The sequence below is a fragment of the Micromonospora sp. DT229 genome, assembly GCF_049844505.1.
Lineage (GTDB): Bacteria > Actinomycetota > Actinomycetes > Mycobacteriales > Micromonosporaceae > Micromonospora.
Map to the genome: position 1 here is coordinate 1 of NZ_JBNCLD010000008.1, position 24390 is coordinate 24390.

Annotated in this window: 23 protein-coding genes; 10 read left to right on the forward strand and 13 right to left on the reverse strand. The window is 68.0% G+C overall.

Translation table 11 applies throughout. The annotated features are described in order from the left end of the window. Window positions 1–381: 381 nt before the first annotated feature. The 3 genes from ACLQ2T_RS14615 to ACLQ2T_RS14625 all read right to left on the reverse strand — a co-directional run bounded on the left by ACLQ2T_RS14615 (window position 382) and on the right by ACLQ2T_RS14625 (window position 3710). Window positions 382–2742 (reverse strand): hypothetical protein, encoded by a 2361-nt coding sequence (locus ACLQ2T_RS14615; RefSeq protein ID WP_425766647.1) that lies wholly within the window; start codon window positions 2740–2742, stop codon window positions 382–384. Then, window positions 2739–3383: an ABC transporter ATP-binding protein gene (locus ACLQ2T_RS14620; RefSeq protein WP_425766648.1), complete on the reverse strand. Its 645-nt coding sequence runs from the start codon at window positions 3381–3383 to the stop codon at window positions 2739–2741. Before ACLQ2T_RS14620 ends, ACLQ2T_RS14615 begins: the two co-directional genes overlap by 4 nt. 66 nt (window positions 3384–3449) lie before the next feature. Further along, window positions 3450–3710, reverse strand: coding sequence for a hypothetical protein (locus ACLQ2T_RS14625; protein WP_425766649.1), 261 nt, complete (start codon window positions 3708–3710; stop codon window positions 3450–3452). A gap of 588 nt (window positions 3711–4298) precedes the next feature. Between ACLQ2T_RS14625 and ACLQ2T_RS14630 the strand changes: the two genes are divergently transcribed. The 3 genes from ACLQ2T_RS14630 to ACLQ2T_RS14640 all read left to right on the forward strand — a co-directional run bounded on the left by ACLQ2T_RS14630 (window position 4299) and on the right by ACLQ2T_RS14640 (window position 5718). Then, the gene (locus tag ACLQ2T_RS14630) at window positions 4299–4826 is read left to right on the forward strand and encodes a DUF6244 family protein (RefSeq protein ID WP_425766650.1); all 528 of its coding nucleotides are present in this window, start codon (window positions 4299–4301) and stop codon (window positions 4824–4826) included. Between the two features lie 182 nt (window positions 4827–5008). Next, window positions 5009–5305 (forward strand): DddA-like double-stranded DNA deaminase toxin, encoded by a 297-nt coding sequence (locus tag ACLQ2T_RS14635; RefSeq protein ID WP_425766651.1) that lies wholly within the window; start codon window positions 5009–5011, stop codon window positions 5303–5305. Further along, on the forward strand, window positions 5302–5718 hold the full coding sequence (locus ACLQ2T_RS14640) for an Imm1 family immunity protein (protein ID WP_425766652.1): 417 nt from the start codon (window positions 5302–5304) through the stop codon (window positions 5716–5718). Before ACLQ2T_RS14635 ends, ACLQ2T_RS14640 begins: the two co-directional genes overlap by 4 nt. Before the next feature lie 295 nt (window positions 5719–6013). Here the strand turns inward: ACLQ2T_RS14640 and lexA are convergent, their stop codons facing one another. The 5 genes from lexA to ACLQ2T_RS14665 form a co-directional block, all read right to left on the reverse strand. Further along, window positions 6014–6661 carry a transcriptional repressor LexA gene (gene lexA / locus ACLQ2T_RS14645; protein WP_425766653.1) on the reverse strand — a complete coding sequence of 216 codons (648 nt, stop codon included), beginning with the start codon at window positions 6659–6661 and terminating at the stop codon, window positions 6014–6016. A gap of 644 nt (window positions 6662–7305) precedes the next feature. Further along, complete coding sequence (locus ACLQ2T_RS14650) at window positions 7306–9915, reverse strand: RNaseH domain-containing protein (protein ID WP_425766654.1); 2610 nt, start codon at window positions 9913–9915, stop codon at window positions 7306–7308. Then, a complete protein-coding gene (locus ACLQ2T_RS14655) occupies window positions 9915–13226 on the reverse strand; it encodes a hypothetical protein (RefSeq protein ID WP_425766655.1) in 3312 nt (1103 codons plus the stop codon). The genes ACLQ2T_RS14650 and ACLQ2T_RS14655 overlap by 1 nt, the downstream gene beginning before the upstream one ends. Next, complete coding sequence (locus tag ACLQ2T_RS14660) at window positions 13223–14389, reverse strand: hypothetical protein (protein WP_425766656.1); 1167 nt, start codon at window positions 14387–14389, stop codon at window positions 13223–13225. The genes ACLQ2T_RS14655 and ACLQ2T_RS14660 overlap by 4 nt, the downstream gene beginning before the upstream one ends. Before the next feature lie 469 nt (window positions 14390–14858). Beyond that, entirely contained in the window at window positions 14859–15047 is a 189-nt protein-coding gene (locus ACLQ2T_RS14665) for a hypothetical protein (protein ID WP_425766657.1), read from the reverse strand. Window positions 15048–15610: 563 nt separating this feature from the next. Here ACLQ2T_RS14665 and ACLQ2T_RS14670 point away from each other — a divergent pair. From ACLQ2T_RS14670 to ACLQ2T_RS14685, 4 genes are all read left to right on the forward strand, one after another. Next, window positions 15611–16111, forward strand: coding sequence for a SigE family RNA polymerase sigma factor (locus tag ACLQ2T_RS14670; RefSeq protein WP_425766658.1), 501 nt, complete (start codon window positions 15611–15613; stop codon window positions 16109–16111). Beyond that, complete coding sequence (locus ACLQ2T_RS14675; RefSeq protein ID WP_425766659.1) at window positions 16108–16860, forward strand: hypothetical protein; 753 nt, start codon at window positions 16108–16110, stop codon at window positions 16858–16860. Before ACLQ2T_RS14670 ends, ACLQ2T_RS14675 begins: the two co-directional genes overlap by 4 nt. Before the next feature lie 541 nt (window positions 16861–17401). Next, window positions 17402–18175, forward strand: coding sequence for a hypothetical protein (locus tag ACLQ2T_RS14680; protein ID WP_425766660.1), 774 nt, complete (start codon window positions 17402–17404; stop codon window positions 18173–18175). 1 nt (window position 18176) lies between these two features. Continuing rightward, on the forward strand, window positions 18177–18683 hold the full coding sequence (locus ACLQ2T_RS14685; RefSeq protein ID WP_425766661.1) for a hypothetical protein: 507 nt from the start codon (window positions 18177–18179) through the stop codon (window positions 18681–18683). Window positions 18684–19053: 370 nt separating this feature from the next. On the opposite strand, the gene ACLQ2T_RS14690 is transcribed toward ACLQ2T_RS14685, so the two are convergent. After that, the gene (locus ACLQ2T_RS14690) at window positions 19054–19212 is read right to left on the reverse strand and encodes a hypothetical protein (RefSeq protein ID WP_425766662.1); all 159 of its coding nucleotides are present in this window, start codon (window positions 19210–19212) and stop codon (window positions 19054–19056) included. 6 nt (window positions 19213–19218) lie between these two features. On the opposite strand from ACLQ2T_RS14690, the gene ACLQ2T_RS14695 reads away from it, so the two are divergent. From ACLQ2T_RS14695 to ACLQ2T_RS14705, 3 genes are read left to right on the forward strand one after another with little or no spacing between them, the layout of a single operon-like run. Further along, window positions 19219–19383, forward strand: a complete 165-nt coding sequence (locus ACLQ2T_RS14695) for a hypothetical protein (protein ID WP_425766663.1) — start codon at window positions 19219–19221, stop codon at window positions 19381–19383. An 18-nt stretch (window positions 19384–19401) separates the two neighbouring features. Beyond that, on the forward strand, window positions 19402–19944 hold the full coding sequence (locus tag ACLQ2T_RS14700) for a hypothetical protein (RefSeq protein ID WP_425766664.1): 543 nt from the start codon (window positions 19402–19404) through the stop codon (window positions 19942–19944). Then, window positions 19941–20321, forward strand: coding sequence for a MauE/DoxX family redox-associated membrane protein (locus ACLQ2T_RS14705; RefSeq protein ID WP_425766665.1), 381 nt, complete (start codon window positions 19941–19943; stop codon window positions 20319–20321). The genes ACLQ2T_RS14700 and ACLQ2T_RS14705 overlap by 4 nt, the downstream gene beginning before the upstream one ends. A gap of 191 nt (window positions 20322–20512) precedes the next feature. Here the strand turns inward: ACLQ2T_RS14705 and metK are convergent, their stop codons facing one another. Genes metK through ACLQ2T_RS14725 form a run of 4 tightly spaced genes read right to left on the reverse strand, consistent with a single transcriptional unit; the run spans window position 20513 to window position 24389 of the window. After that, window positions 20513–21700, reverse strand: coding sequence for a methionine adenosyltransferase (gene metK / locus ACLQ2T_RS14710; protein WP_425766667.1), 1188 nt, complete (start codon window positions 21698–21700; stop codon window positions 20513–20515). 32 nt (window positions 21701–21732) lie between these two features. Continuing rightward, window positions 21733–21939, reverse strand: a complete 207-nt coding sequence (locus ACLQ2T_RS14715) for an acyl-CoA carboxylase subunit epsilon (protein WP_425766668.1) — start codon at window positions 21937–21939, stop codon at window positions 21733–21735. A gap of 16 nt (window positions 21940–21955) precedes the next feature. Beyond that, window positions 21956–23518, reverse strand: coding sequence for an acyl-CoA carboxylase subunit beta (locus ACLQ2T_RS14720; RefSeq protein WP_425766669.1), 1563 nt, complete (start codon window positions 23516–23518; stop codon window positions 21956–21958). Window position 23519: 1 nt separating this feature from the next. Next, a complete protein-coding gene (locus tag ACLQ2T_RS14725) occupies window positions 23520–24389 on the reverse strand; it encodes an alpha/beta hydrolase (protein WP_425766670.1) in 870 nt (289 codons plus the stop codon). Window position 24390: the final 1 nt, after the last annotated feature.

A 24390-nucleotide genomic window follows, 5' to 3' on the forward strand; every position in this document is an offset into this window, starting at 1 on the left:
CTGCGCATTCGTCACCCTCGCCGCCGCCCTGACCTGCCACAAGCGCTACCTCAAACTCACCACCTGAGACACGCTCTAAGAGTGAATAGGGAATTGCGGTGAGTGTAGTTGGTGAGCCTTGCTGCGTCTGTTGGCGCGCCCCGGCCTTCGCCTGAAGGGCGAGGCGATCGCTGATGATTACGCAGGCATGTGCGATCGATACTGTCTGTAGTTTAAGAGTTGTCGGTGACTGGCTGCTCCGTGCAGCCCGGTGCACGGTGCTGTACGAGAAGCCGCACTTGACGGTTGACTGTGACTACGTCGGGTGCCGCAGCGACCTGTGGATCGAGTTCCCCTGGTCGGGCGAGCCAGCGGGTACCGTAGCGCCGCCATACCTCGCGTCTACTCGTCCGCCGTTGGCGGTGGGCGTAGGAACGCCGCCCCGACGATCAGGGAAGCGGCGGCACCGAGGAGGCCCGGCAGGAACCACAGACTCCCGTACGACGCTTCCGTGCGCTGCCCCCCGGCGGACGCAGTGAAGATGGCCAGCGAGATGGCCAGCACCGCGGTCGTCAAGGGGACGGCTGTCCACCGAGCAACGATTTCCCACCTCCGGCCGGGTGCCGCGCCAATGTCGACGAGCGTGCGCCTGGTTAACGTGTGCGCGACGACCAACGCGACGCCGCCCAGTAGCAGGATCAACATGGCCGTGGTCGCGCCCAGGAAACTGGCGGTGTTGGCGACAGAACGCAGCCGGTCGTAGGCCGTCGGGTCGGTTCCGCTGGCCATCTGCGCGCTTGGAGCGAGACGGATAGCCGCCGCTCGGACGAGGAACTGCTCGCGCGGCGACAATCGGGCGAAGTCCGGGAGAAGCACCTCGCTGGTGCCGTTCGCGATGAGCCCGAACCTCTTAGCCACGGCGCTATCCGGGGCGACCACCAGGCCGGGCAAGTTGCCGCCGAGCAGCGGGTCGGCTTCCGCCCGGGTGTCGGCGAGGGAAGTTGCCGTCCCGTCCCCGCTGGCGAACATCAGCAGCCCGACTTTCCCGTTGTCCAGCAAGTGTGGATCGGCTCGTGGTGCCGATCCCGGTTCGCCGAGCATGACCCGGTTGAGCGGCGCCGCCGACTCCCGGGGGAAGCAGTCCGTCACCTCGCTGGGATTGAGAGTGCGTTGGCTGGACATGCACGCAAGGACCTTCGGCGCTGTCACCCGCAGCTGGGCTTTGGACTCGTCGGGGATCGCGTATCGAACGATTTGCCGCCCACCGTGCGATCGGTAGAACGCCTCCAACGCCTGGATCGCGCTGTCAGGCATCTCGCTGACGACGAAGGAACCGGCCGGTTCGAGCGGACTCGACAGGGCTTCGCCGACGTTGGCGTCGTAGGTGTTCTGCGCCGACCAGTATCCGCTGAGCACGATGACGACCGCGCCGGTGGCAGCGACCGGCCGCAGCCCCGCATGCAGGTGCCGCATGAGCGTTCTGGTAGCCGCGGGCAGGCCCCAGCAGAGGATCGGTGCGACGACCGACGGCAGTGCGAACGCGACGACACCGGCCGCCAACGGCACAAGCGCAGCCACGCGGCCTCCGTGCGACCCCAGGGACACCCGCGTCAGGACCACAAGTGTGGCAAGACCAAGACCCACGCCCAGCGCTCCCGCCAGGGTCGCCCAGCGACCCTGCGAGGGCCGCGGGGGACGGCGTTGCGCCCACCGCGTGACGAGGCGCGTCAACGGCACGGCCGACAGCGCCAACAGGATGGTCAGACCCAGAAGGGCCACGGGCTCCTGCCACGGGATCGCGATCCCCACCCATTGCTGCCCGACCCACGCGGACACCGGGTCGCGCGAGAGGAACAGGACCGCGGACGCGGCGCAGCCGCCGAGGACCTCGCCGGCCAGCACCGTCCCGCAGACGACCGACAGCAACCTCCGCCATGCCAGGGCGGGCGGCATCCCCACTGCGATCAGCGCGTCGGCGTCGAGCCGCCACCGACGGGACAGCACCACACCCGCCGCGACGAGCAGGATGCCCATCAGAAGGCCACAGCCGGCCGGGACGAACCGCATGGCGCTGAGGAACTGGGGCCGGTTTCCCGCGGATGCCTCGAGAACGGTGTCAACGGACTGGTAGGTCGCCCTGCGCTGATCGAGGACGGGCCGCAGCGCCGCCACGGTGTAGAAGTCCGTGTCACTCAACCAGATGGTGGGCCGGAACTCCGCCGACTCCGCCACGAGCTGCACCAACGTGCTCGTCGTCCGGTTGGCCGGGTCCACTGACAGACCCACGACCCGCCCCGGCCGCTGGCCATTCCCAGTCCGTACCCGGACGGTGTCGCCGATCGCGATGCCCAGGGCCTGCGCGGTCGACTCCGACAGCAGAAGCTCGCCCGCAACTCGGGGCCGGAGGCCCCGAGTGACGATCCCCAACTCCAACGACGACTTGGTGTAGTCGCGAACCAGTACGGGTGCGGAGAGGTCACCCGCGAGCACGTCACCCATCTGATCCTGCACCGGCATGGCGTCCGGAACGATCGAAATGGCTCTGCTCGCAGCGGGATCACCGGTCTGGAGCGCGTAGCGACTTCCCCCGATGTCGGCGCGAACCGAGTCCTGGATCGCCCGCTCGGCGCTGCTGCGCGCCACGGCCAGGCCGACGACGGTGCCGCCCAGCATGAAGCCCAGCAGCGTGAGCACAACCACCTGCGCCACGCGGTGGCGCATGAAGGCCACGGTCAGCGCCGTGCCACCGACGCGAGAGCTCATGCCAACTGCACCAGCTTGCCCCGGGACAGCTCGAAGCGACGGTCCAGCCGCCGCGCAACGTCCGGGTCGTGGGTAGCGACCACGACCACCAGTCGTTCCCGATGTCCGAGATCGACAAGGATGTCCGTGACCCGCTCGGTATTGTCCACGTCCAACGCCCCGGTCGGCTCATCCGCGAGGATGACCGAGGTCCCCGCCATCAGGGCACGCGCGATCGCCACCCGCTGTTGCTGCCCGCCCGACAACTTCGCCGGCAGGCGGTCTCGCATCGACAAAGGCAGCGCAACACGGCCGAGCATCGAGCCGACGTCCGCCCGCGAACGGCTGACGCCCCTCAGCTCAGCGGCCAGCAACATGTTCTGCTCGACCGTCAGAAAAGGCACCAGACGGTAATCCTGGTGAATGAAGGACACTCGGGCATCGCCCGCCGAACGCCACGACGCCGTGACCACGGCGGTGCCGTCGATGCTGACCACGCCGGATGTGGGCGCTTGTATTCCAGCGATGAGGCGCAACAGGGTGCTCTTGCCGCTGCCGCTCGGACCCATGACCCCAGTCGTACCGGGCGCCAGGGTGAGGTCGAGGCCATCGAGCGGTGTGACTTCCGAATACTTGACGGTCACCTGCTCAAGCGTGATCATGACGCTCCTGGCGGACCCACGTGATGGGCCGAAGGTGCGGGGCCCATCACGTGATCCTGCCATGAGTCAGACGTGCGTGATCTCATACGCCCCGCTGCATCCGGAGTAGCAGGTATACCAGTCGGTGTACCTCCACACATTGAGCGCCGTGAAGTAGTCACCGTAGTAGTCCGGCCCCAGGTCCCGGATGAGCTTGGGCCGAGCCCTCGAATCGGCCTGCAATGACGTGCAGAGTGCGCCGCCCCGGTTGTTCAGCCCGCTCGTCTCCTTCTTCGCGGTGCAGTCGCCGCCAACCGCGAAAGCGGGCGCCGGACCCATGATTGTCATGGTCGATAGGGCACATGTCGTCAGGATACCCGCTGCCATGCTCTTTCGGAATCCATTGATCAATGGATCCACCCCCTGAGCTCTGAAAGTGAATTGCTTACGGAACCCTGCTCGTACCTGCTCATACTGATGGCGTAAGCAGGCTGATGTAAAGCCCTACATTCATGATTGTTTATTGGTTTGACGCCTGTCGGTGGCAGCAGGTCGTGGATCTTTCACGGTGGTGCAGCGCCTGCCGCGACTCGCCAGGCCGGATTCCCGGTGCCGAGGTAGGCCGCGATCGGCGCGGAGGCTCGTTAGAAGGGGCGCGACGTCGGAACAGGTGGGCGCGGAGTTGTCCGCGCCCCTCTGCCGGTTGGAGAGAGCGGATGCCAGTAGAGATCGATGAACGCAACGCGGTAGCGGTGCGGGCCAGCGGGATCAGGATGGTGGCGCGCTGCACGTTCGCAAGCTGCCGCAGCCACAGGTCACGATCCACTCGCAGCTGATACTGCGCCTTCCGGGGGCGGGTTGTTTCTATCGACTTCGATCTCTAGAGTGCCAGGGCTCATCAAGGTGCAGAAGCCGACAGGGTGAAGGGGCGGGACCATGTCGTTGACCGACAGCATCCGTGATGACCTGCAGACGATGGCCGAAGGCGTGGCGACCGCGCAGCAGGGTGCTGCCGCGGTCGACCACGCCGTCGAGCAGATCGCGGCACGGGCCGTCGGGGCGGGCTTCGCGGGCATCGCGGTGGGGCTGACTCGCGTACGCGAGCAGGTGGGGCAGGTCCGCGCACGGCTGAGCACGATCGGCGGGATCCTGGGCGAGGCGTCGCGCTCAGTGTCCGCGGTACCGCAACAGCCGTCGCCCCAAGAAGCCATCACCGCGCTCACGCCGCTGGTCGCCGCCCTCGCCGCTGCCGACGGGGCGGTCGAGACGGCGGCAGCGGGCATCGAGGAAGCACGGCGACTCGTCGCCGCGGCGCTGCAGGGTGGGCAACCCGGACCGACACTGGCCCGCCTGCAGCAGGTCGGACAGGGACTTGCGGCGGTCAGGGCCCGAGGAGGCGAGGCACGCCATCACGTCGATGCGGCACTCGCGCAGGCCCGACAGGTCGGTGACCTGGGAAACTGACCACGGGCGGCGGCGTCAGCCGACCGCCCGGCACGAGCGACACCTCCGCGGGCCCAACCCAGGTGCAGGCCGAAACGGATCGGTTGCCCGGCTGGTTGACGGAGGCCGCCCGCGACCTGCCCGGACGGCGAGCGAAAGACCCCACGTCCGGTGTGGCGCTGATCAACGGCGAACGAGTGCCCATGAAGTCGGGCCGCGATCCCGCCGCCGCCGTGGACCTCAAACCGGCCTACAAGCTCATCGCCACCACGACCGACCACCTGGAGGCCAAGCTCGCCGCCCGGATGCGCCGCGAACAGGCAACGCACGCGGTCGTGCTGACCAACAACCCGCCGTGCGACTACGAGCCCTACGGCTGCGAGAGGATCCTCTCCCGGCTCCTGCCGTCCGGTGCGCAGCTGACTGTGTACGTACGCGACGATGACGGGCAGGTACGTCTGTGGCGTACCTACACCGGCAACGGAAAGGCCATCGCATGAAGGTGACGTGGGCATACGACCGGGGCGACCACCGCGACAACCATGAGGTCGATCTGAGCGACCCCGCCGCCCTGAGCGCTGTACTGCACGAGATCCACCAGGGCGGGGAGCCCGTCGCGGTCACCATCTTCAGCCAAGCGACCGACGACCCGGATGAACTGCCACCCGGCCTGCAGATCGGCCTGGGCCACCCCACCCACAGCTTCGCCGTGCACATCGCCGACGACGGCGCATACCTCAACGACCCGACAGTCGTGACCCCGACCGCCGGACTCAGCTTCGACCTCGGCGGAGTACCCACCGAGTACCCCGCCGAGCATCTACGGATCCGGCCCGACACGGCCATCCAGATCGCGACCGCCTTCCTCGAAACCGGCGGCGAGCCTCCCCGTCTACCCGCCGTCGCCGAGTAGCACTGGTGGTGTCTGCCGGCAGCGAGCATACGCACGGTTTACTCGGGGCCGGTTGAACGCGGAGCAGGAAGTGGCTCACTTGCGTGCGGTCGGCATACGGCTGCCAGGACACGCCGACCGAGGTCCTGAGGCTGCTCGTCGATACCACCGAGGTCGGGTATATGGCCGCCCTGAACGATATCCGCAGCGGCGACCTCGACTGCGGAATCAGGATGTGGTGCCCGGACCTGGCTGAGCAGTATCCTCAGGCGGGCCCCGTCCTGCCGGCGATAGGTGGTCGCGGTGATGGTCGGGATCACGGGCGGTGCAGGACGCAGACGACCTTGCCGAGGATCGTCGCGTGATCGCCGGGCAGTACCGGGTAGCGCGGGTTGCGGGGGACGAGTTCGACGCGGCCGTCGCGGGTTCGGTACTGCTTGACGGTGGCTTCCCCGTCGAGCATGGCGGCGACGAGGTCGCCGTTGTCGGCGACCGCCTGCTGCCGGACCACGATGATGTCGCCGTCGGCGATGTCCGCTTCGATCATGGAGTCGCCTCGTACCCGCAGCGCGAACAGCGTGCCCCGGCCGACCAGCTCGGCGGGCAGGGACAGCATCTCCTCCACCAGTTCCTCGGCGAGGATCGGCGTGCCGGCGGCGATGGCTCCCAACAGAGGCACGGCGGTTCCGCGCGGGGCTTCCGACTTCACCGGCGGGTCGTGGCCGAGCATGGGGCGGGCGTCGACCGCTCGCGGCCCGCCAGGAGCCCGCCGGATCAGGCCGTGGTGAGTGAGGGTCTTCAGGTGATGCGCCACCGACGAAGGAGAACCGAGCCCGACGGCCGCCCCGATCTCCCGCACCGTCGGCGGGTAGCCGTGCCGCTGCACCCAGCCACGGATCACGTCGAGGATCTGCCGCTGCCGGTCAGTCAACGACACCGGATCGGGCGCGTCAGGAACGGTCACCCCAGGACGATACCGCGAACTTAGAACAAATGTACTAACTAGGTGTGGGTGGCGTGGTCTGCGTGTGTTCTCGAGAAGTGGCCGGCGCCTGGCGCATCCCGGACGGATAGGTTGGGCAGGGTGGCCACGGGGGAGCCGCCCTGCCCAACGATGCCGTCACGGTAGACCTAGCCATCGACGTAGGACAACCCCAGGGCAGCCCGACATGCCGGCTCCTGTGCAATCCGGACCAACCCCATCGGGTGCTCCCCGGCACTGGCCGTCCAGCGCCCGGGGCGAAGCCGGCGGCCCGCCGGCACTCCGCGTTGACGAGCGCGCGGCAGAGCGCGTGGTTCGGGTGCGGCGACCGATCTCATAGCAAGGGCACCGATCCGGTGTCGCGAAACCGGTCGGTGGCATCGGTCCTCGCATCGCTTGAGGACCGCGAGTGGTGATGCACCTGGCGTGTTTTACGCAGGCAGAAGGATGCTCAGGCCGACGTCCGACGTCCGAGGTCGCGGCCGGGCCCGGCGGACCTGGTGCAGCGGCGGCGGTGAAGGTTGGGGATCGCCGTCGCTGTACCAGGTCGGGGCAGCCGGTGTCAGGCGATGCCGGCGTAGTGGCGACGTCGCCGGGACCACGAGTTGGCAGGGGCTGCGAGGCGCCTATTCGTCGAAGTTGTCTTCGGTGATGTCGTCGTCGGCCTCTCCGCCGGGGTCGTGGTCTCCGTAGTCGGGGTGGTCGCGGTCGGCGGTGTGGCCGAGGTGGAGCGGTGCCGGGCGGGAGGTCCGACTGTCCCAGACCAGCGCTTGGTCGCAGAGGCGGGCGATGAGGGCTGCCACGGAGCCGGCGGGCAGACCGCCCGGCTCGGGGACGGTGATCTCCACCCGGCTTGTCGCGTGCATGTCCTTGCTCATGCGGCTCGCCGCGATCTCGTCGAAGTCCTCGCGGGACCTCTGGGTGCCGATCCGCATGGGGGACCGGGCGCCCTGGTGCTGGTGGGAGTCCTGGGTGAGAAGCCAGACGGGCTCGCTGTTCTGGTCGTTGAGGAACAGGACCCGCTTGTGGTACGAGGGTTGCATCGTGTCGAGGTTGTCGGCGTCGCGGAAGGCCGTGGCGGGGCGAGGGGCGTGGCTTCCGAGTGCGACACGGGCGATGGTGACGGCGATTCCGTCCTCTGCCAGTTGGCGACCGGGGATGGGGGATGCGACCGACGGGTTGTCTCCGATGACCGGGTAGATGCTCTGCGCTTCCTCCTTGTCCAGGGTGATGATGACGCGGTTCGTGTCCGGAGGTAGGACGATGCGGTTCATCGCCTCCTCGATGTGGTGGCGGACTGCCTGGGCCCCGCCGCTGTCGCGTCCCCAGTGTTCGTTGCCGATCTCGTTGGCGTGGAACGCGGTGAGTCCTTCGGCGTAGCGCAGCCACTCGCCGGCCGCGAACATCTCCATGCGGGGGGCTGAGTCGGGGTCGGCGTCGAGGTGTATCGCGGTGAGGGTTGCGACGAGTTTCGGTGGCTTGACCGACCTGCCGCGGATCTTCTTGTACACGTGGCGTCGGAAGTGGATGCCGACGAGGGTGACCGGTTCGGTGAGGGGTGCTTCCTTGCGGACGTCCGGGGTGGCGCAGACCGCGTACGGGAGGCGGTTGTCGGTGATGCCGCAGGACTTCAGAAGGTCACGCAGCGCGCCGGTGGTGGGGTAGTCGGCCGCTGCTTCGTCGTCCGGGATGTCCTTGACGTCGAGGAACTGGCTGACGATCCGCTGCGTGGCGAGGTCCCTGCGGGTCGGGTTCTTGCCGTCGTTGGCAATCTTCCTGCCACCCCACTCTGTCTCGCAGAGGACGGCGACGAGGTCGTCGGGGCCTGCGGGTTTGAGGCTGGGGATCTGTTGGATGACCGGCAGCCGGTTGTGGGTGCCGTGCATGGTGATCTCGGGGGCCTGGCACATGACGACGCTGATGCCCGGGACGACGTCGATCGCGGCGCCGTCGTAGACGGCGTCGCCGCGGTCGAGGTCGGGTGGGATGGGCACGTCGTAGTCGGCGCGCAGGGAGTTGATGACGCGGCGGGGTGTGCTGTCGTGGGCGTAGAGCACGACGATGCGCAGGCTCTTCCAACCCGACGCGGCGAGGCCTGCGGGGAGTTTCCCGATTGGGATGGGGCCGCTGGTGATGCTGTTGCCGGGGATGTTGTACCGGGTGGCCTCGTAGATGAGGGGCTCTTTATCGAGGACTCGTCGGATGTGTCGGGCCATGCGGAGGGTGAAGTAGGCTCCCGGGCCCTTGCCGATCATGTGCTTGCCCTTGTTGCGGAAGACGGGCCGGACGGTGGTGATGTCCCCGTCGGCCTTGTCGGGGAGGGTGATCGGGGGCAGGTCGCATGCCTCGACGATGTGGGCGGTGTGGCCGCGGAACGTGGTCTTCCAGACGAGGTCGCCGTCGTCGGTCTTGATGTCCTTGCCGTTGGCGTCGCGTTGCGGAAGGGACCTGACGGGGACGCGGAGCAGGGTGGGGAACTGCGGGTGCTTGAGGTGGACCGTCTTGACGTTGTTCCAGTAGGGGGCCACGCGGGTGACATGGCAGTCGACACGGACGATGGGGTCTTTGCTGCCGCGGCGGGTTTCTCCCCGGATGGACACGTATCCCATCGCGTATCCGCGGCGTTCGTTGCTCTTGCCCTTGTGGGTGACGCGGATCCAGGGGTAGTCCCAGGCTACGAGCGTTCCGCCGGTGGTCAGGGTGAGCTTGATCTTCTTCTTGTGAGGTCGGGCCTTGTCGGCGACCTCGTGGGGGGCCAGGCGCTGGGCGACCGACCATCCGACGGCCTTCTTCCACCACCAAGGGCCGGTGATGTATCCGGCCTCGTCGCGTTCCAGCACCTCGCTGAGGGGGCGGACCGAAACGTTGGCGAAGTCGATGTAGGCGCTGAGGCGCTCGCCGCCGGGGCCGAAGTGCCGTTCCTGCCAGGTGTCGAAGCACAGGCGGGTGAGTTTCGGATCCAGCGCGCCGTCGCTGACGATGAGGCTGCGCCCGGACAGGGGGCTGTCCGCGATCTCGTCTGCCCGGACGGTGAACACGATCATGCGTCCGGTGACGGCGCTGAGCGCGACGCTCAACGACCCGTGCGGTGTCTTGAATCCCTGCTTGCGGTCCCACCGGCGGGCCAGGTCCTGCCAGAGCCTGGCGAAGTCCGGGGTGAACGTGTGGATGTGCACGTCCCCCATCTCCTGCGCGGAGATCGGAAAGTCGAGGGTGTAGAGACGCAGCGCGGCCATCAGTGGGTGTGCCCTTCGTCGGCGAATGCAAAGATCGCTCGGAGTGTGTTGCCGTAGATGCTGCTGAGCAGGTCGAGCTGGCCGGCTTCCTGCCACTGCTGGCGCAGGTCCCTGATGAGGCGGGGCAGGTCGCTGCTGGTCGTCGAGTCATGGAAGGCGTAGTCGGCCAGGTACAGCAGCCCCTGGTCGCCGCCGCGGCGGACCCGGCCGCCTAGCTGGATGATGCCGATCAGCATCTCGGCGACGATGGACAGCCGGACCCGGGTGGGCAGGGACTGGAAGTAGTGGTGGGTGCGGAACAGCTCCTCGTACACGCCGGTGGACGTCCAGCCCAGGGACTTGAGCATCCCGGCGGGGTCGTCGGTGGGCTGCGACGTGCTGTACGCCTGGCTGGAGATCAGGGCGAGCAGTTGAGCGGGCTCGTCCATCAGCGGAATCGGGCGGACGGCGAGGACGACCTGGCCGACCAGCGAGCGGCCCTGGTGGTCGACCATGTTCAGGCCTCGCTCGGCGATGGCCAGGGGTGCGATGAGGACCTTGGCGCTCGGGTGTTCGGGGAACCGTTCCAGGGACCCGGAGGGGATCTCGGCCCAGAGGGGCTTGCGGCGGTAGTGCTCGGGCATCGCGGCGTCCTCGGCCCGGACCGCCACCGCGATCATCTCCGGGTCGGCGCCCGCGGACACCATGCCCTCGGCCAGCTGCGCCGCGCCCAGGTACGAGGTGCAGGCGACCAGGATCCGCGCACGGTGCGCGGTGGCGGGGCGGCTCGCTAGCTTCTTCAGGTGCTGCGTGATGTGGCTCCACAGGGCTCGGCCCATCGTCTGGTGCGCCATGTCCCGCCGGATGTCCGAGCTGCCGGAGATGCGGACGGGCTCGTTCTTGTCGTCATAGAGGATCAGCGACCGCAGGCTGAGCGAGCCGGTGATGTCGTCGGGCACGTACCAGGTGGGCGGCACGATGAGGTGGTGCATGGTGCCGCCCGGCATGTGGGCGGTCGCCGACAGGCCGACGACGATGCGTCGGGTGCCGCACAGGGACAGCGCCGTGGTGTCCCCGAGCATGGCTGTGTAGGCGTGCGGGTCGCCGGTGAACGAGGTCAGGGCGAGCTCGGAGCGGTACTTGTCCTCCACGTCGTGGGCGGCGGTGAAACCGAAGACCGGCTCGCCGAGCGGCCCGTACGGAGCGAAGCGCCACTGCTTGTTGTCGTCGAGCATCTCGACGAGTTCGTTGGCGGCGGTGATGCCCGAGGCCTGCAGCGAGGTGCCGGAGCGGGTCATGTACACGACCTGCGCGCGGACCTGCTCCAGGTAGGCGCGCCGGACCATCAGGTCGATCAGCAGCGTCTGGTCCGCCGCGGTCGTGGTCTTCTCGGACAGCAGCGGACTGAGCGCGGCGGCGATTGCCTTGTGCGCGCCGGCGAAGATCGGGTCCTCGCCGTCCTTCAGCACCGTGACGGCCAGCAGGGCCTGCCGCAGGTTCTCCAGCTTCCGCCGGCTGTCGGCCACGTCGGGGATCTCGGGCACGCGTTCCTGCTTGCTGATCGACGCCTCGGCCCGCGGGTTGAACAGCGCCCGGAACGTGTCGACCTGCTCCCGGTCCGGTGTTTCCCCCTCCGGGACGCGCCACAGGTGCCCGGTGCACCACGCGTCCCAACGCCGGGGCAGGATCAGCCGGCGCCGGCTCAACTGCTGCCGGTTGCGGTCCTGCGGCCCGCCCTGGGCGATCCGGCCGTGGGCTGCGTTGCTGACGTAGCTCTCTGACAGGAACCGCGCCTGGGTGATCTTCGGATGGATGTAGCGCTCCAACTCGTACATGAGCTGGCCCTCGCGCAGGCGGAACTGCTCGTCGAGTTCCTGCAGCGCGGTCTGGCGGCGCCCGCCGTAGCGGGCGAGGGCGACGTGGTGGGCGCTTTTGGAGAAACCGGTCGCCTGGAACGCGTCGGTCTCGTCGATCAGCACCAGGTGGCTGAGGTGGAGGATCGCCTCCTCCACCGTCATGGAGTTGCGCACCCGCGAGTCCGCCAGTACCGGAATGTGGATCCGGCCGGACATCAGGTTGATGTGGCTGGTCACGATGATGTTCGCGTCGGCCAGGGCGGTCTGCTGCCGGTGCTTGCCGCAGTGGCCGTGCCACGGGCAGCGGTACCGCCTGGCGGAGCCGGTCTCGGGGTCAGTGCCCTGGAGGCTCGTGCACGGCTCTTCACCGGGCTGCCACAACTCGACGTCCTGCGTGTTCGTGGACTTGGCCTGCAGGGGGCACCCATAGGCGAACTCGCCGAAGACTTCGGCCGCCTCCTTGCCGCGTCCGGCTTCGGTGTGGCTGCTGGCTCCCTTCTCCGCCTCCTTCTGCATGCTGTTCGGCGAGATCAGGGGCACGACGTTCCCGACATAGCCGAGGGTGGCGAGGTCTTTCCGTAGCCGAACGGTGAAGGACATGACGCTGTCGTTGCGGGGCACCACGATGCTGGTGACCCGGCCCCGCTTCACACCCCACAGCGCCAGCAGCGTCGCCAGGACGCTCTTGCCCGAACCCGTACAGGCGCTGAGGACCTGGATCACGCCGGCCGTGAGGACCAGAACCCCGCCGCTCAGCGGCTGGCCGTCCGCGGTGCGCAGGTGCTGCATCAACCGGTCGAGGCTGGTCCGCCGGTAGGTCTGGGTGTAGGCCTTGTCGAGGGTGTCGGCGATCGTTTCGAGCTCTTCGATCGGCACCGGGATCTCATCGAGCTCGGCGGGCTTGCCGAAGTCCGGCAGCGGGGCTCCCGCCGGGGTGTCGACGAGGTCGAGGACGTAGTGGGCCTGGACGACACCGTTGCCGGGCCTCGTCGGATCCGGGATCTGGGTCGCGACGCGGAAGTGTCCCTCCCGCGCCGTCTCCGTGCCCCGCTGGGAGTCGGCTTCCTCGCGTCGCGAGTCCAGAGTCCGGACGATCCGGTCGACCAGTTCGCCGAGCTCCTGCCGTGCCTCCTCCGTGACAAGGAACAGGTCCGGGCCGAGCAGCGCGAAGCCGTCCGGCCTCGTGCGGGCGGTGAGCAGGTCGGTGACCGTGTTGCGGAACGTCGGCAGAATCGCCAGGCGGCCGGGCCTGTGCAACAGCAGACCGCTGATCCTGCGGACATCCTCGGTGCTCAGCTTTGGGTACTGCCGCCACAGGTGCAGATGGCCCGACAGAAGGAAGTGGGCGTCGCGTACCGAGCCGGCGAAGCGGAAGCTCTCCTCCGAGCGGTTGTCGAACAACTGGGCGGCCAGCGCCAACGCGCCCAACGCGACCAGCCTGCGATTGCTCAGACGCGCCAGTGTCTTCGTGTTCACCGTGACTCCCCGAGTGCCTTCTTGACCCATGCCTTGAGCGTGCGGACCGTGCACGGCGTGTAGCGCTCCCTGGGCAGGGTCCGCTTCAGCTGGGCGATCTGCCACGCCCGGTAGTCCGGAACCACGACGTACCGAACGTGCGGGGGCTTCGCCGCGAGCTGCGACGGATAACGGACATCCTTGAGATCGATCTCGAAGACCGTGTCGCCGACTCGCGCGGTGATGTCCCAGCGGTCCTTGTGCGGCCACCGGTCCACCTCGACCCCCCGGTGCTTCGCCAGCCACCGCATCAGCCCGACCTCTGTGGTGCCCGGGATCGTGATGTACCGCCAGACCGCGTGGTGCAGCGACACGACCTCCGCCGCGTCGAGAGCCTCGGCCGGAACGGGACCGGTCACCACCGGCAGTGTGCCCGGGGCGTCGGAGAACGTGACCTCGAACCTGCCCGGATGCTGCGGGTAGCGGCAGGTCAGGAGTGCGCCACGCACGTGCATCGGCCACCGACACTCGGGGCACGGTACATACCACGCCGAGCCGCTGCTGGTGAACTGCTGGTCTGGCGGGAGGGGAACGTACGCCTCCGTTCGCAACGCACCACGCGCGTTGATCTCGTCCCGCACGACGGACCGGGGGGCAGCGGGCACCTCCACGAGCAACTGCCGGGTCGCCACGTACTCCTCTTGGCCTGCGGAGACCAGCACCGTGTACACCGACCGCTCGACCTTCTCGAACGTCTGTGTGGCCCACCGCGGGATCCATCCGGTGTCCACCTCGTGGTTCTCGAACAACGCCTCGGTGTAGTCGGACCCGTACTCCACCGCCTCGCCTGTCAGCTCGTCGTCGCCGCCGAGGATCGGAAACGCACCTAGTTCCTCCGGCAACGAGTCCCAGGGCAACGACACCCAGTCCCGCATCGGTCTCCGGAGGTTCTCGATCATTTGGACCGGGGTTGCGGGGCCTTCGCCCGGTGGTAGGAAGCTCAGGAGCACCCCGTGCATGCGGGAAATCTCGCGCCAGGCATGAGGCTCGCTCTCACGCAGGCTCCACGCCCGCGCCGCCCGCAGAGCCGTAGTGTTGATGGCACGGACGGTCACGAGCGAGCGCGGCTCGTCGCCGTTATCGGTCACTTCACTGCCTTCGAACAGGCTCCACAGGAGCGCCAACAATTTGAGAAGCGACGCGAGCGCAAGCGGTGATCACCGATTTTGCGCAACATCCCGATCAAGCTCGTGCCGCGCAAAAAACTAGACCCAAGATGACGCAATGTCGCTGCGACACGCCGGTAGCGAAGATGGCGGCTAGGGGCATGTCCTCTTTGTTGGCAATTGCGCAGACCGCCGCCAGGGCCGTGGCCGATGACGCCGATCTCGTGCGGGTGACCCGCTGTCGGGGTGTCGGCTGGTTCGCGTTGGGCTGGGCGGAGGTGAGGTAGGCGAGAGTGCCATCCTCGGTGGCCTCCTCCGCGAGGTGAGCCGGACGAGGCTGGTGTCGAGTGCGTTGGCACGGTCGCGTTCGAACAGCATCGACCGGTCAGGCTGCCTGGTCTGCGCGTCGCCCCGCCGGCCCTGGCCAAAGTGGTAGGGCACCGGCTGTTGAGCTCCGGGCGCTGCTGTTACGAGGTTCGCGCCCTTGTCAACCACCACCGACGTCACCAATCAAAGTTCCCGGATCGTCGGTCTCGCCCCGCTCGTGTGCGGCACGGAGCCACCCTGCCAGCCCACCGACAACCCTGCCGAGTTGCTGCCGCAGGGCCTGCGCCACCACCTCGGCGTCGGCGGTCGTCCGCGGGCAGTACAGCCCATCCATTGCCTCGGCGATCACTTGGGCGCCGCAGGAGAAACACGGCCGCCTGGCAACTACTCGTCTTTGTCAACCAGACACGTGTCTGACGGCGCGTCGGCGTTGACTATGAGTAGTGGGGTGTGGCGGGCGGCCACGGGTCGGCGCTGCTCCTGGGTGCTCCATGGGTGCTCGGACGTCGGGGGACTGATGCGGACGTGCCGGGACCCGCCGGGATCTCCTACCTCGATGGACCCCTAGGCATCCATCGCCGTATCTCAATTAATTCCCAGACCTGCGGGGACCCGGCCGGACTGATTGGGACGGGGTGGGGGCGGTGCCGCATTATTCACTCTCCGTAATGGCATCGGACTACGGATCAGAAGGTTAGGGGTTCGAGTCCCTTCGGGCGCGCAAGACGGAAAGGCCGCGACCTGCGAGAGCAGAGGTCGCGGCCTTTTTCTTGTGCCAACCCGGCCCGGCGCGCACTCCGGATCATCCCAACGGTCGCCGTCGGGTGCCGCTGCCCAGCCGTCTTGGCTCAGCCGCTGTTCGAAGAGTCAGCCATCGTGCAACATCTTGGGACCGGGCCGTGTAGTCATAGTGTGAAAGTGTCACCATTCCCGCCGGACGACTCCGGGTTCGATGCGTTCGTACGACAGAGCGCCCCCGGGCTCCTGCGCTTGGGCAACATCCTGACGCTGGACCGGAGCGCTGCGGAAGACCTCGCTCAGGAAACCCTGATCCGCGTCGGGTTGGCCTGGCCGAGGTTGCGCGCGGACGGGAATCCCGTCGGCTATGCCCAGCGCACCATGACCAACCTCTTCCTGAACGAGCGACGACGTCGTAGGCCGACGCCGACCGACAAGATCCCGGAAACCGCGGGTGAGGACACTGCCCTGGCCGCAGTGGATTCGGCAGCTGCCGTCCGGCAGATCCTCGCGGGCCTGCCGCCGAAGCAGCGGGCGGTTATCGCACTGCGATATCTGGCCGACCTGCCAGACGACGAGATCGGTCGCCTACTGGACTGCACTCCAGCGACAGTGCGTTCACAGCTTTCCCGAGGCTTGTCCAGCCTCCGCATGACCATGACAGCAGAAGGGTGACTCTGGTGGCCGAGAACCACGCCGACGAACTGACCATCCTCGACAAGGAGGACTTCGCTCTTCCGGTCACCGAAGGCTTCATCACCGGAGTCCATCGAGGCGTACGCAGGCGACGGGTGCTACGGACCGTAGCGGCGGGCGGCGCAGTGGCTGCGACAGCCGTTGCCGCCACGTTCGTGGTCGCGCTGACCCGGCCCGCCGATGTCGTCGCCCCTGCTGCCGCGCCGCCTGCCCCGATAGCGGCCGGCTCAACGACCGCGCCTGGGGATCCGCTCCACGAGCCACTGGATGGTTACCGCGTCACGTTCGTACCTGACGGGCTCCGGATCGATGTTGCTGGGCACGGGTCCATTAGCTACCCGGTGTCGAAGGACCAGTTGCACAACGACGGCTCGGTGCCGGCGTCCGAACATCCGACCGCCGCGACGACGCTTCGTACCTATGTTCTGCCCAATGGGAGTAATTGGCTGGACGTCTCGGTGTTGCGCCCGGAGCGGACGACAGCCAAAGTTGATCAGGCAAAGATCGCCGAATGGTTGATCGGATGGGCAATTAAGGGCACTGAGGTAGTCGATGAATATGAGGTCCCGGCTGGTCGGGCCAAGCTGACCAAATTCGCGGGATCCGAGATTACCGCCCACCAGGTGGTGATCACGACCCCGGACGGCGTGGTAATCGTCGTAGGCGGGAATGGGAAATTGCCGGTTGTGGACCTGAAGGCAGTGGCCGCAGGGATTCTGCCGCAGTAATCGAAGGTGTCGAGCGGGAACGCGGTCGGCCCCTCCGCCGGGCCAGCCAACGCACCTCGCCGCCCAGAACAGCCCGTTGAGGACTGCCGCCAGCGTGAGCAGCGCGTGGGGTAACCCAGGTGCTGGACCCTGGACGGGGTCGGCCGGTCTGCTCTGGGCGGCGCGGTGCATCGACACCGACGGCCGACCGACGTCGCCGAGCGCCGGCGGGCTGCCCGTCGCTGTGTCGACGGCACGCTGGAGTTGCCTCGACAATTGGGGCGCTAACCGACGCATGGGTATGACGCACTAGATTGTTCGCCATTCGGCAGACAATGCTGTTCGTGGCATCGGAAGCGACCTAACGTGTCCTACTTGGACGCAAGCGTCCAGGGTGCCGACTTCGAGGTTGACATGGGGTTTCGCTGATATAAGATCCACCGTGGAGAGATCAACAGCGATTTCGCGGGGGCTCATTAAATCGGGTCGTTTGGCGCGCGCGCAATAGCGAACGGGCGCAGTCTTTGCGTGTCCATATCCGGCAGATTCCGCCCCTTGCGAAATGCGCGAGCAAGGAGGACTTATGGCATATTCCACAGTCGTCCGTACGATCGACAGCTCTCTTGTCGAGCTTGAGGTCGACGACTCCTTCAAGAATCGGCTGAGCCCGTGGTTGGGGCACATCCGGTACATGCCGAAGTACGGAGGCCGCGAGACGACAGCTGAGATGTGGGCGTTCGAGTTGGCGCCCATCTCCTCCCTGGGGTCCGGCGTGTTCGCGGTGGGCGGACGCGAGCGTGAGCGCTTCAAGCTCAACGGTGGCGAAGTGATCGTCTACGACTCCAGCAAGCTCCCGGACGCGCGATGGGCGGCCTGGATGGGCCCGTGGCACATGGCGCACGCCATGTTCTACGCCCCTGCTTGGCAGTCGTCCGACATCGCCGAGTTCTTCAACCGAGTGAAGTTCACCGACACTCCGGAAGGGCTGACGGCGGACACCGCTGGCCGCTTCGAGCTGCAACTGACGGCCTACACCCAGCACATCGCGGGTGTCGGCAGCATGCAGGTCGAGCCGAAGGCGTCGAGCCCCAATCGCATTCCGTCCTGGCGCGGCCTCCAGGGCCGGACCGGCGAGATCTGGCGGCTCGCCCAGGAGTCTGCGGGTGCTGCCACGCCGCTGCTGATGGCGACGCAGACCGCCGTGGCGACGTTGAACCCGTGGGATGTCCCCCGTGCGTCCCAGCCCGGCATTCCGGTCCGGGCGGCCGGGGTTCGGGCCGAAGAGTCGGCGGCGAGTTTCCTGACCACCATCCACCGCCTGGACTGGAGGGCGTGAGGTGGATCCGCTGACCGCCGGCGTCATCGTGCTTGCACTGGTGGTGGTGCTGCTGTTCGCCGCCTGTGCGGGGCTCTACCGACGGTTGCGTGACCTCGAAATGGCCGTATACAACGGCGTGGGTCTCCGCTTCGGCGGGGAGCAGGCTCAGCAGAGCCTGTCCGGCTTCGACCTGAACGGCACCACGTTCCTCCTGAAGATCAACAGGCAGTGCCCGGTCTGCGACGAACTGGTCCTGGCGGTCGGCAGGCTAGCGCCCACGCTCCCCGCCGGTCACTCCTTCGCACTACTTTCCGACGACCCGCACTTCAACAAGCCGGTCCCGGACGGGGTGAAGGTGATCAAGGATCCGAAGCTCTGGCGCTCGGTCCCGGTGCCGTATGCCCCTGCCCTTCTCGTCGTCGACGAGCAAGGACTCATCGCCTTCACCACGCCCATCGGCTCCGGTGAGGCATTGGACGATTTTGTCGGACGAGCAACAGCGAAAGAAATGGAGATGCAGAAGTGAGCGCACCCAGCGCCCCGAGTGCACCCAGCGAGACGCCCATCTTCGACATGATCCCCAGCGCGGAGGAGGCCCCTCCGGGAGCTCTTCCGTCCCTCGTTGCGGTCCGCGACAGCCAGTGGAGCCGCAGGAAGATCGTCGGCATGGCGTTCGGTGCGGTGACGGCGACAGCCCTGGCCGCCCTGGACCTGTTTCCAGGATCTCGACCGCGGAGCGCGTCGGCGAAGGTGTACCAGACCATCTGGTCGGACTGCAGGGGCTTTGTGAACGCAAGCACTGTCTGTGTACCCAGCAGTGCGTACTACGGATCGGACAACTGCACCAGCACCTGGCACCGGGACGACGGCGCCTCGGGAACCTGCTACTCCATCAACTACACGTCGCTGGCCAGTAGCTGCGACGGCCGGAACGCCTGGCGGTGGACCGGCGGCTCTACCACCTCGACGAGGCGGAAGTGCTCTGACGGCAGGCGGTACGCCGCATCGTGCGGGAGCAGCCCGATCGACCAGTTCTCCATCTGCCGGACAGCCATCTGACAATGATGAAGTCGGCAACCCTGCGTGTGCTGGCACCGGGCTTAGCGCTGATCATCCTGGCCGAGGCGGCCGTGCTGGCGGCGTGGACCTTCGGTGCCGGCCCCAGTGGCTTCGCGTGGATGGTCGCGGCGCTGGTAGCGGGCTTTTCGTTGTCGGGATCCGTTTGAAGCCTGAACAGCGCCTGGGTGCTGTCCTCGTCGGTCCGACGGGGTTCCGATATCACCGGCTTCATTGTCGGATTGTTCTTGGGTGCCGTGGCCACAGCGCTCGGCTTGGTGCTGGCCGGATCACTGATCCGGGCTCCACTCACGCCGCTGGTCGCCTCGGTCATCGTCGCGGTGGCAGCCTTTGTGCTGCTGCTCCGTGAATTCGGTGTCGTCTCGTTCCGGCTCATCCAGAATGCCCGCCTGGTGCCGCAGTTCGTCACGACGATCCCCTTCTGGGGGCCGATGCAGTTCGGTATGGAGATGGGCACGGGTATGCGGACGTACTCGCCTACCGGCCTTCCGCACATCATGGCGGTTGCCATCGTGTTTCTGGCCTCCTGGCCCGAGGCGCTGGCGGCCGGTGCCGGCTTTGCGCTGGCACGGGCGGTGATGATGCTCTCCTTCACCGCCACCCGTGAGAAAGCCGAGGCGGACAGCGCCTTCTACACCGACCTGCCCCGGCTGACACAAGTGTTCGCGGTTCTCTTCGTTCCACTGTTCGTGTTGCTGGTGGTCGCATGATTGTCGTGCGCTACGCCCTCGGCGTGGTTCTTGCCGTAGCTGTTGTCGGGAAGCTCCGCGCGTTCGTGCCGTTCCGTGCGAGCCTTGCCGACTTCGGCCTGGTCGGGCGGGCGGCAGGGATGGCCGCTGTGGCGATCGTCGCCGTGGAGGGTCTGGTCGCCGCCGCGGCACTGGGGCCCGTGTCCGGTGTGGCGGTCGCGGTAGCGGGCGTCCTGCTGGGTCTGGCGTTCACCGCCGCGCAGACCTACCTGCTGGTCATGGGCAGGCCGGCCACATGTCAGTGCTTCGGCAAGCGGGAACAGGTTTCCGTACGGACCTGGGGGCGGGCTGCGGCTGTACTGGTCATGGGACTGGTTCTGCTCCTCGGGTCAGGATGAGACCTGCCGAGGTAGGGGGTCCGGGCTGCGGAAAGCAGCCCGGACCTCTTGCTTTCTCCGCTGTGGACCAGGGTGGGACCAGGCCAGTAGAACGGTGGCGACGACGATGACACCTGGCAGGGCGAGCAGTTGTGGTGCTTGGGCGGTGACGGGGTGCGGATCGAGGAGCCTTGTCTGGGGACGGTCGAGGTCTATTCGACGGCGGATCGGAGGTCGTCGGCCCGGTCGGTGCGTTCCCAGGTCAGGTCCGGTAGGTCCCGGCCGAAGTGACCGTAGGCGGCGGTCTGCCGGTAGATCGGGCGGAGCAGGTCCAGATCGCGGATGATCGCCGCCGGGCGGAGGTCGAAGACCTGGTCGATGGCCTTCTCGATCCGCTCCACGGCGACCTTCTCGGTGCCGAAGGTCTCCACGAACAGGCTGACCGGGTGGGCCCGGCCGATGGCGTACGCGACCTGCACCTCGCACCGCTCGGCCAGCCCGGCGGCCACCACGTTCTTGGCCACCCAACGGGTTGCGTAGGCCGCCGATCGGTCCACCTTGGACGGATCCTTGCCGGAGAAGGCGCCGCCGCCGTGCCGGGCGTACCCGCCGTAGGTGTCGACGATGATTTTCCGCCCGGTCAGGCCGGCGTCACCCATCGGCCCGCCGATCTCGAAGCGGCCGGTCGGGTTCACCAGTAGGCGGTACCCGTCCGTGGCCAGTCCGAGTGCGGCCAGCTCCGGCTCCACCACCTGTGCCTGCACGTCCGGGGTGAGCAGGGACTCCAGCGAGATGTCGCCGGCGTGCTGGCTGGACACCACGACGGTGTCCAGCCGGACCGGGCGCAGTCCGTCGTACTCGACGGTGACCTGGGTCTTGCCGTCCGGGCGCAGGTACGGCACGGCACCGTTCTTGCGTACCTCGGTCAGCCGGCGGGCCAGCCGGTGCGCCAGGGCGATCGGCAGTGGCATCAGCTCCGGGGTCTCCGAGCAGGCGAAGCCGAACATCATGCCCTGGTCACCGGCGCCCTGCGCGTCCAGGGCGCTCTCCGCCGTGCCGCTGCGCTGCTCGATCGCGCTGTCCACTCCCTGGGCGATGTCGGGCGACTGGGCGCCGATGGAGACGCTGACGCCGCAGGAGGCGCCGTCGAAGCCCTTCTTCGAGGAGTCGTACCCGATGTCCAGGACGGTCTGGCGGACGATGGCCGGGATGTCCGCGTACGCCTTGGTGGTGACCTCGCCCGCGACATGCACCTGCCCGGTGGTGATCAGGGTTTCCACCGCCACCCGGCTGCGCGGGTCCTGCGCCAGCAACGCGTCGAGGATCCCGTCGCTGATCTGGTCGGCGATCTTGTCCGGGTGGCCTTCGGTGACCGACTCGGAAGTGAACAAGCGTCGCAAAGTTTCGCCTTTCGCTACGGTGTCGGGTACGGCTAGCGCCAGCTCACCGGGCTGCGGTAGTCACCGGCCGGGCCCAGCCGGCGCCACCGGGTCCGGGTCCGGCGCTGGCGGCGGCCGGGATGGTGCGGGTCCTGCCCGAGGCGCCGGCCGGCGGCGGTACGGGCCATCAGCACCAGGGTCAGGGCGGCTAGTTCCTCCGGCGCGAGTTCACCGGCGACGATCCGGTAGAGGGGGTCCATCGATGCCTCCTCGGTGTTACTGGGGTGGGTTGCCGTGCTTGCGGGCCGGCAGTTCCGCGTGCTTCGTCTGGAGCATCCGCAGGGCCCGGATCAGCACCGTCCGGGTCTCCGCCGGGTCGATCACGTCGTCGATCAGGCCCCGCTCGGCCGCGTAGTAGGGGTGCATCAGTTCCTCTTTGTACTGACTCACCAGCTTGGCGTAGGTGGCGTCCGGGTCCTCAGCGGCGGCGATCTGCCGCCGGAAGATGATGTTCGCCGCCCCCTCGGCCCCCATCACCGCGATCTCGTTCGAGGGCCAGGCGTACGACAGGTCCGCCCCGACGCTGCGCGAGTCCATCACGATGTACGCCCCGCCGTACGCCTTGCGCAGCACCAGCGAGATACGCGGCACGGTCGCGTTGCAGTACGCGTACAGCAGCTTGGCGCCGTGCCGGATGATCCCGCCGTGTTCCTGGTCGACCCCGGGCAGGAAACCGGGCACGTCCAACAGGGTGATCAGCGGGATGTTGAACGCGTCGCAGAACTGCACGAACCGGGCCGCCTTCTCGCTGGCCCGGATGTCCAGCACCCCGGCCAGGGCCTGCGGCTGGTTCGCCACGAACCCGACCACATGCCCGTCCAACCGACCCAGGGCCACCACCACGTTGGTCGCCCAGTTCTCGTGCACCTCCAGGTAGTGCCCGTGGTCGCTGAGTTCCTCGATCACCTTGCGCATGTCGTACGGGCGGGCCCCGTCGACCGGCACCAGCTCCACCAGCCGCTCGCAGCGGCGGTCCGCCGGGTCGTCGGTCGCCTCGGCCGGGGGTGTCTCCCGGTTGTTCAGCGGCAGCAGGGACAGCAGGAAACGCACGTCCTCCAGGCAGGCCCGCTCGTCGTCGTGCACGAAGTGCGCCACCCCGGACACCTCGCCGTGCACGTCCGCGCCACCGAGACCGTTCTGGGTGACCTTCTCGCCGGTCACCGCGGCCACCACGTCCGGACCGGTGATGAACATCTGCGCGGTCTCCCGCACCATGAACACGAAGTCGGTGAGGGCGGGTGAGTACGCCGCGCCTCCGGCGCAGGGGCCGAGCATCACGCTGATCTGGGGGATGACCCCGGAGGCCCGGGTGTTGCGTTGGAAGATGCCGCCGTAGCCGGCCAGGGCGACCACACCCTCCTGGATCCGGGCCCCGGCGCCGTCGTTGAGGGAGACCAGCGGGGTCCCGGCGGCGATCGCCATGTCCATGATCTTGTGGATCTTCTGCGCGTGCGCCTCGCCCAACGCTCCGCCGAAGATGCGGAAGTCGTGGGCGTAGACGAACACCGTCCGGCCGTACACCGTGCCCCAACCGGTGATCACCCCATCGGTGTACGGCCGGCGGTGCTCCAGCCCGAAACCGCTGGCCCGGTGCCGACGCAGCGGCTCCACCTCGGCGAAGGAATCCTTGTCCAGCAGCAGTTCGATCCGCTCCCGGGCGGTCAGTTTGCCCTTGTCGTGCTGCCGTTGGGTCGCCGCCGGATCCGGGCCGGCGTGTACGAGCTGCTTGACCTCCTTCAGCTCGGCTAGACGATCCTGCACGTCGGCGAGACGGTCCACCTCATATCCCCTTCGCAGCGATCAGTTCCTCGGCGAATCCGATGACCCGCAGGTGATAGGAGCGGGCCGTCCAGCCGAGGCTGATGTTGTGGCCCGCGTGCAACTGCCGTTCGGTCCTGACCTGGGGTGCCGCCGTCAGGCGGGACCGCAGGTCGGCGAGGGTGTCCAGGTCATGCCGCCACCACGGCTCGTACTCGGCGAAGGTGAACCGCACCGGCACCCGGACCCCCGGCGCGAGTTGCCGGAACATCTCCGGCCAGCGCCTGACCTCGTGGGCCTCCCGGGCCGGCAACGGCGCCACCAGCTCCCGGCTGGACCGGAAGGTGGTCGGCGGATACAGCCGCAGCGGGCCCCAACTCGTCACCCGGGGCCGGTCCGCACCGACCCCGGACAGGTCCGGGTCGGTCACCGCGTACCGGTGACCGCAGCCGGAGATGTCCAGCCCGAGCAGGTCGGGCACCGAGCCGCCGGCAGCCAGGGAGAGCGCCACCTTCCCGCCGAAGGAGTGGGCCAGCACCACCACACCCGCGCCGGTCGGGTGCCGGGTGGCGAAATCCCGCATCGCCGCCGCCACCGCGCTCGCCTGGTCGGCCAGGTACTGACCCTCCGGCAGCCGGTCGGCCGACAGCCGGTACCCGGGCCGGTCGACCGCCAGCACGGTCATCCCCAGTTGCGCACCGAGGCGCAGCAGGGAGGCGCCCGGGTCGGCCGACCCGTGGAAGTACCCGGCGCTCATCCCCGCTCCGTGCAGGGCCAGGATCGTCCCGCGGGGTGCCTGTTGCGGGATGCCGACCAGGGCGGAGAGGCTGATCCCGTTAGCGTCGAGGGTGATCGGCCGGACCTCGACCCCGGCGGCGACGGCCGTGGTCATC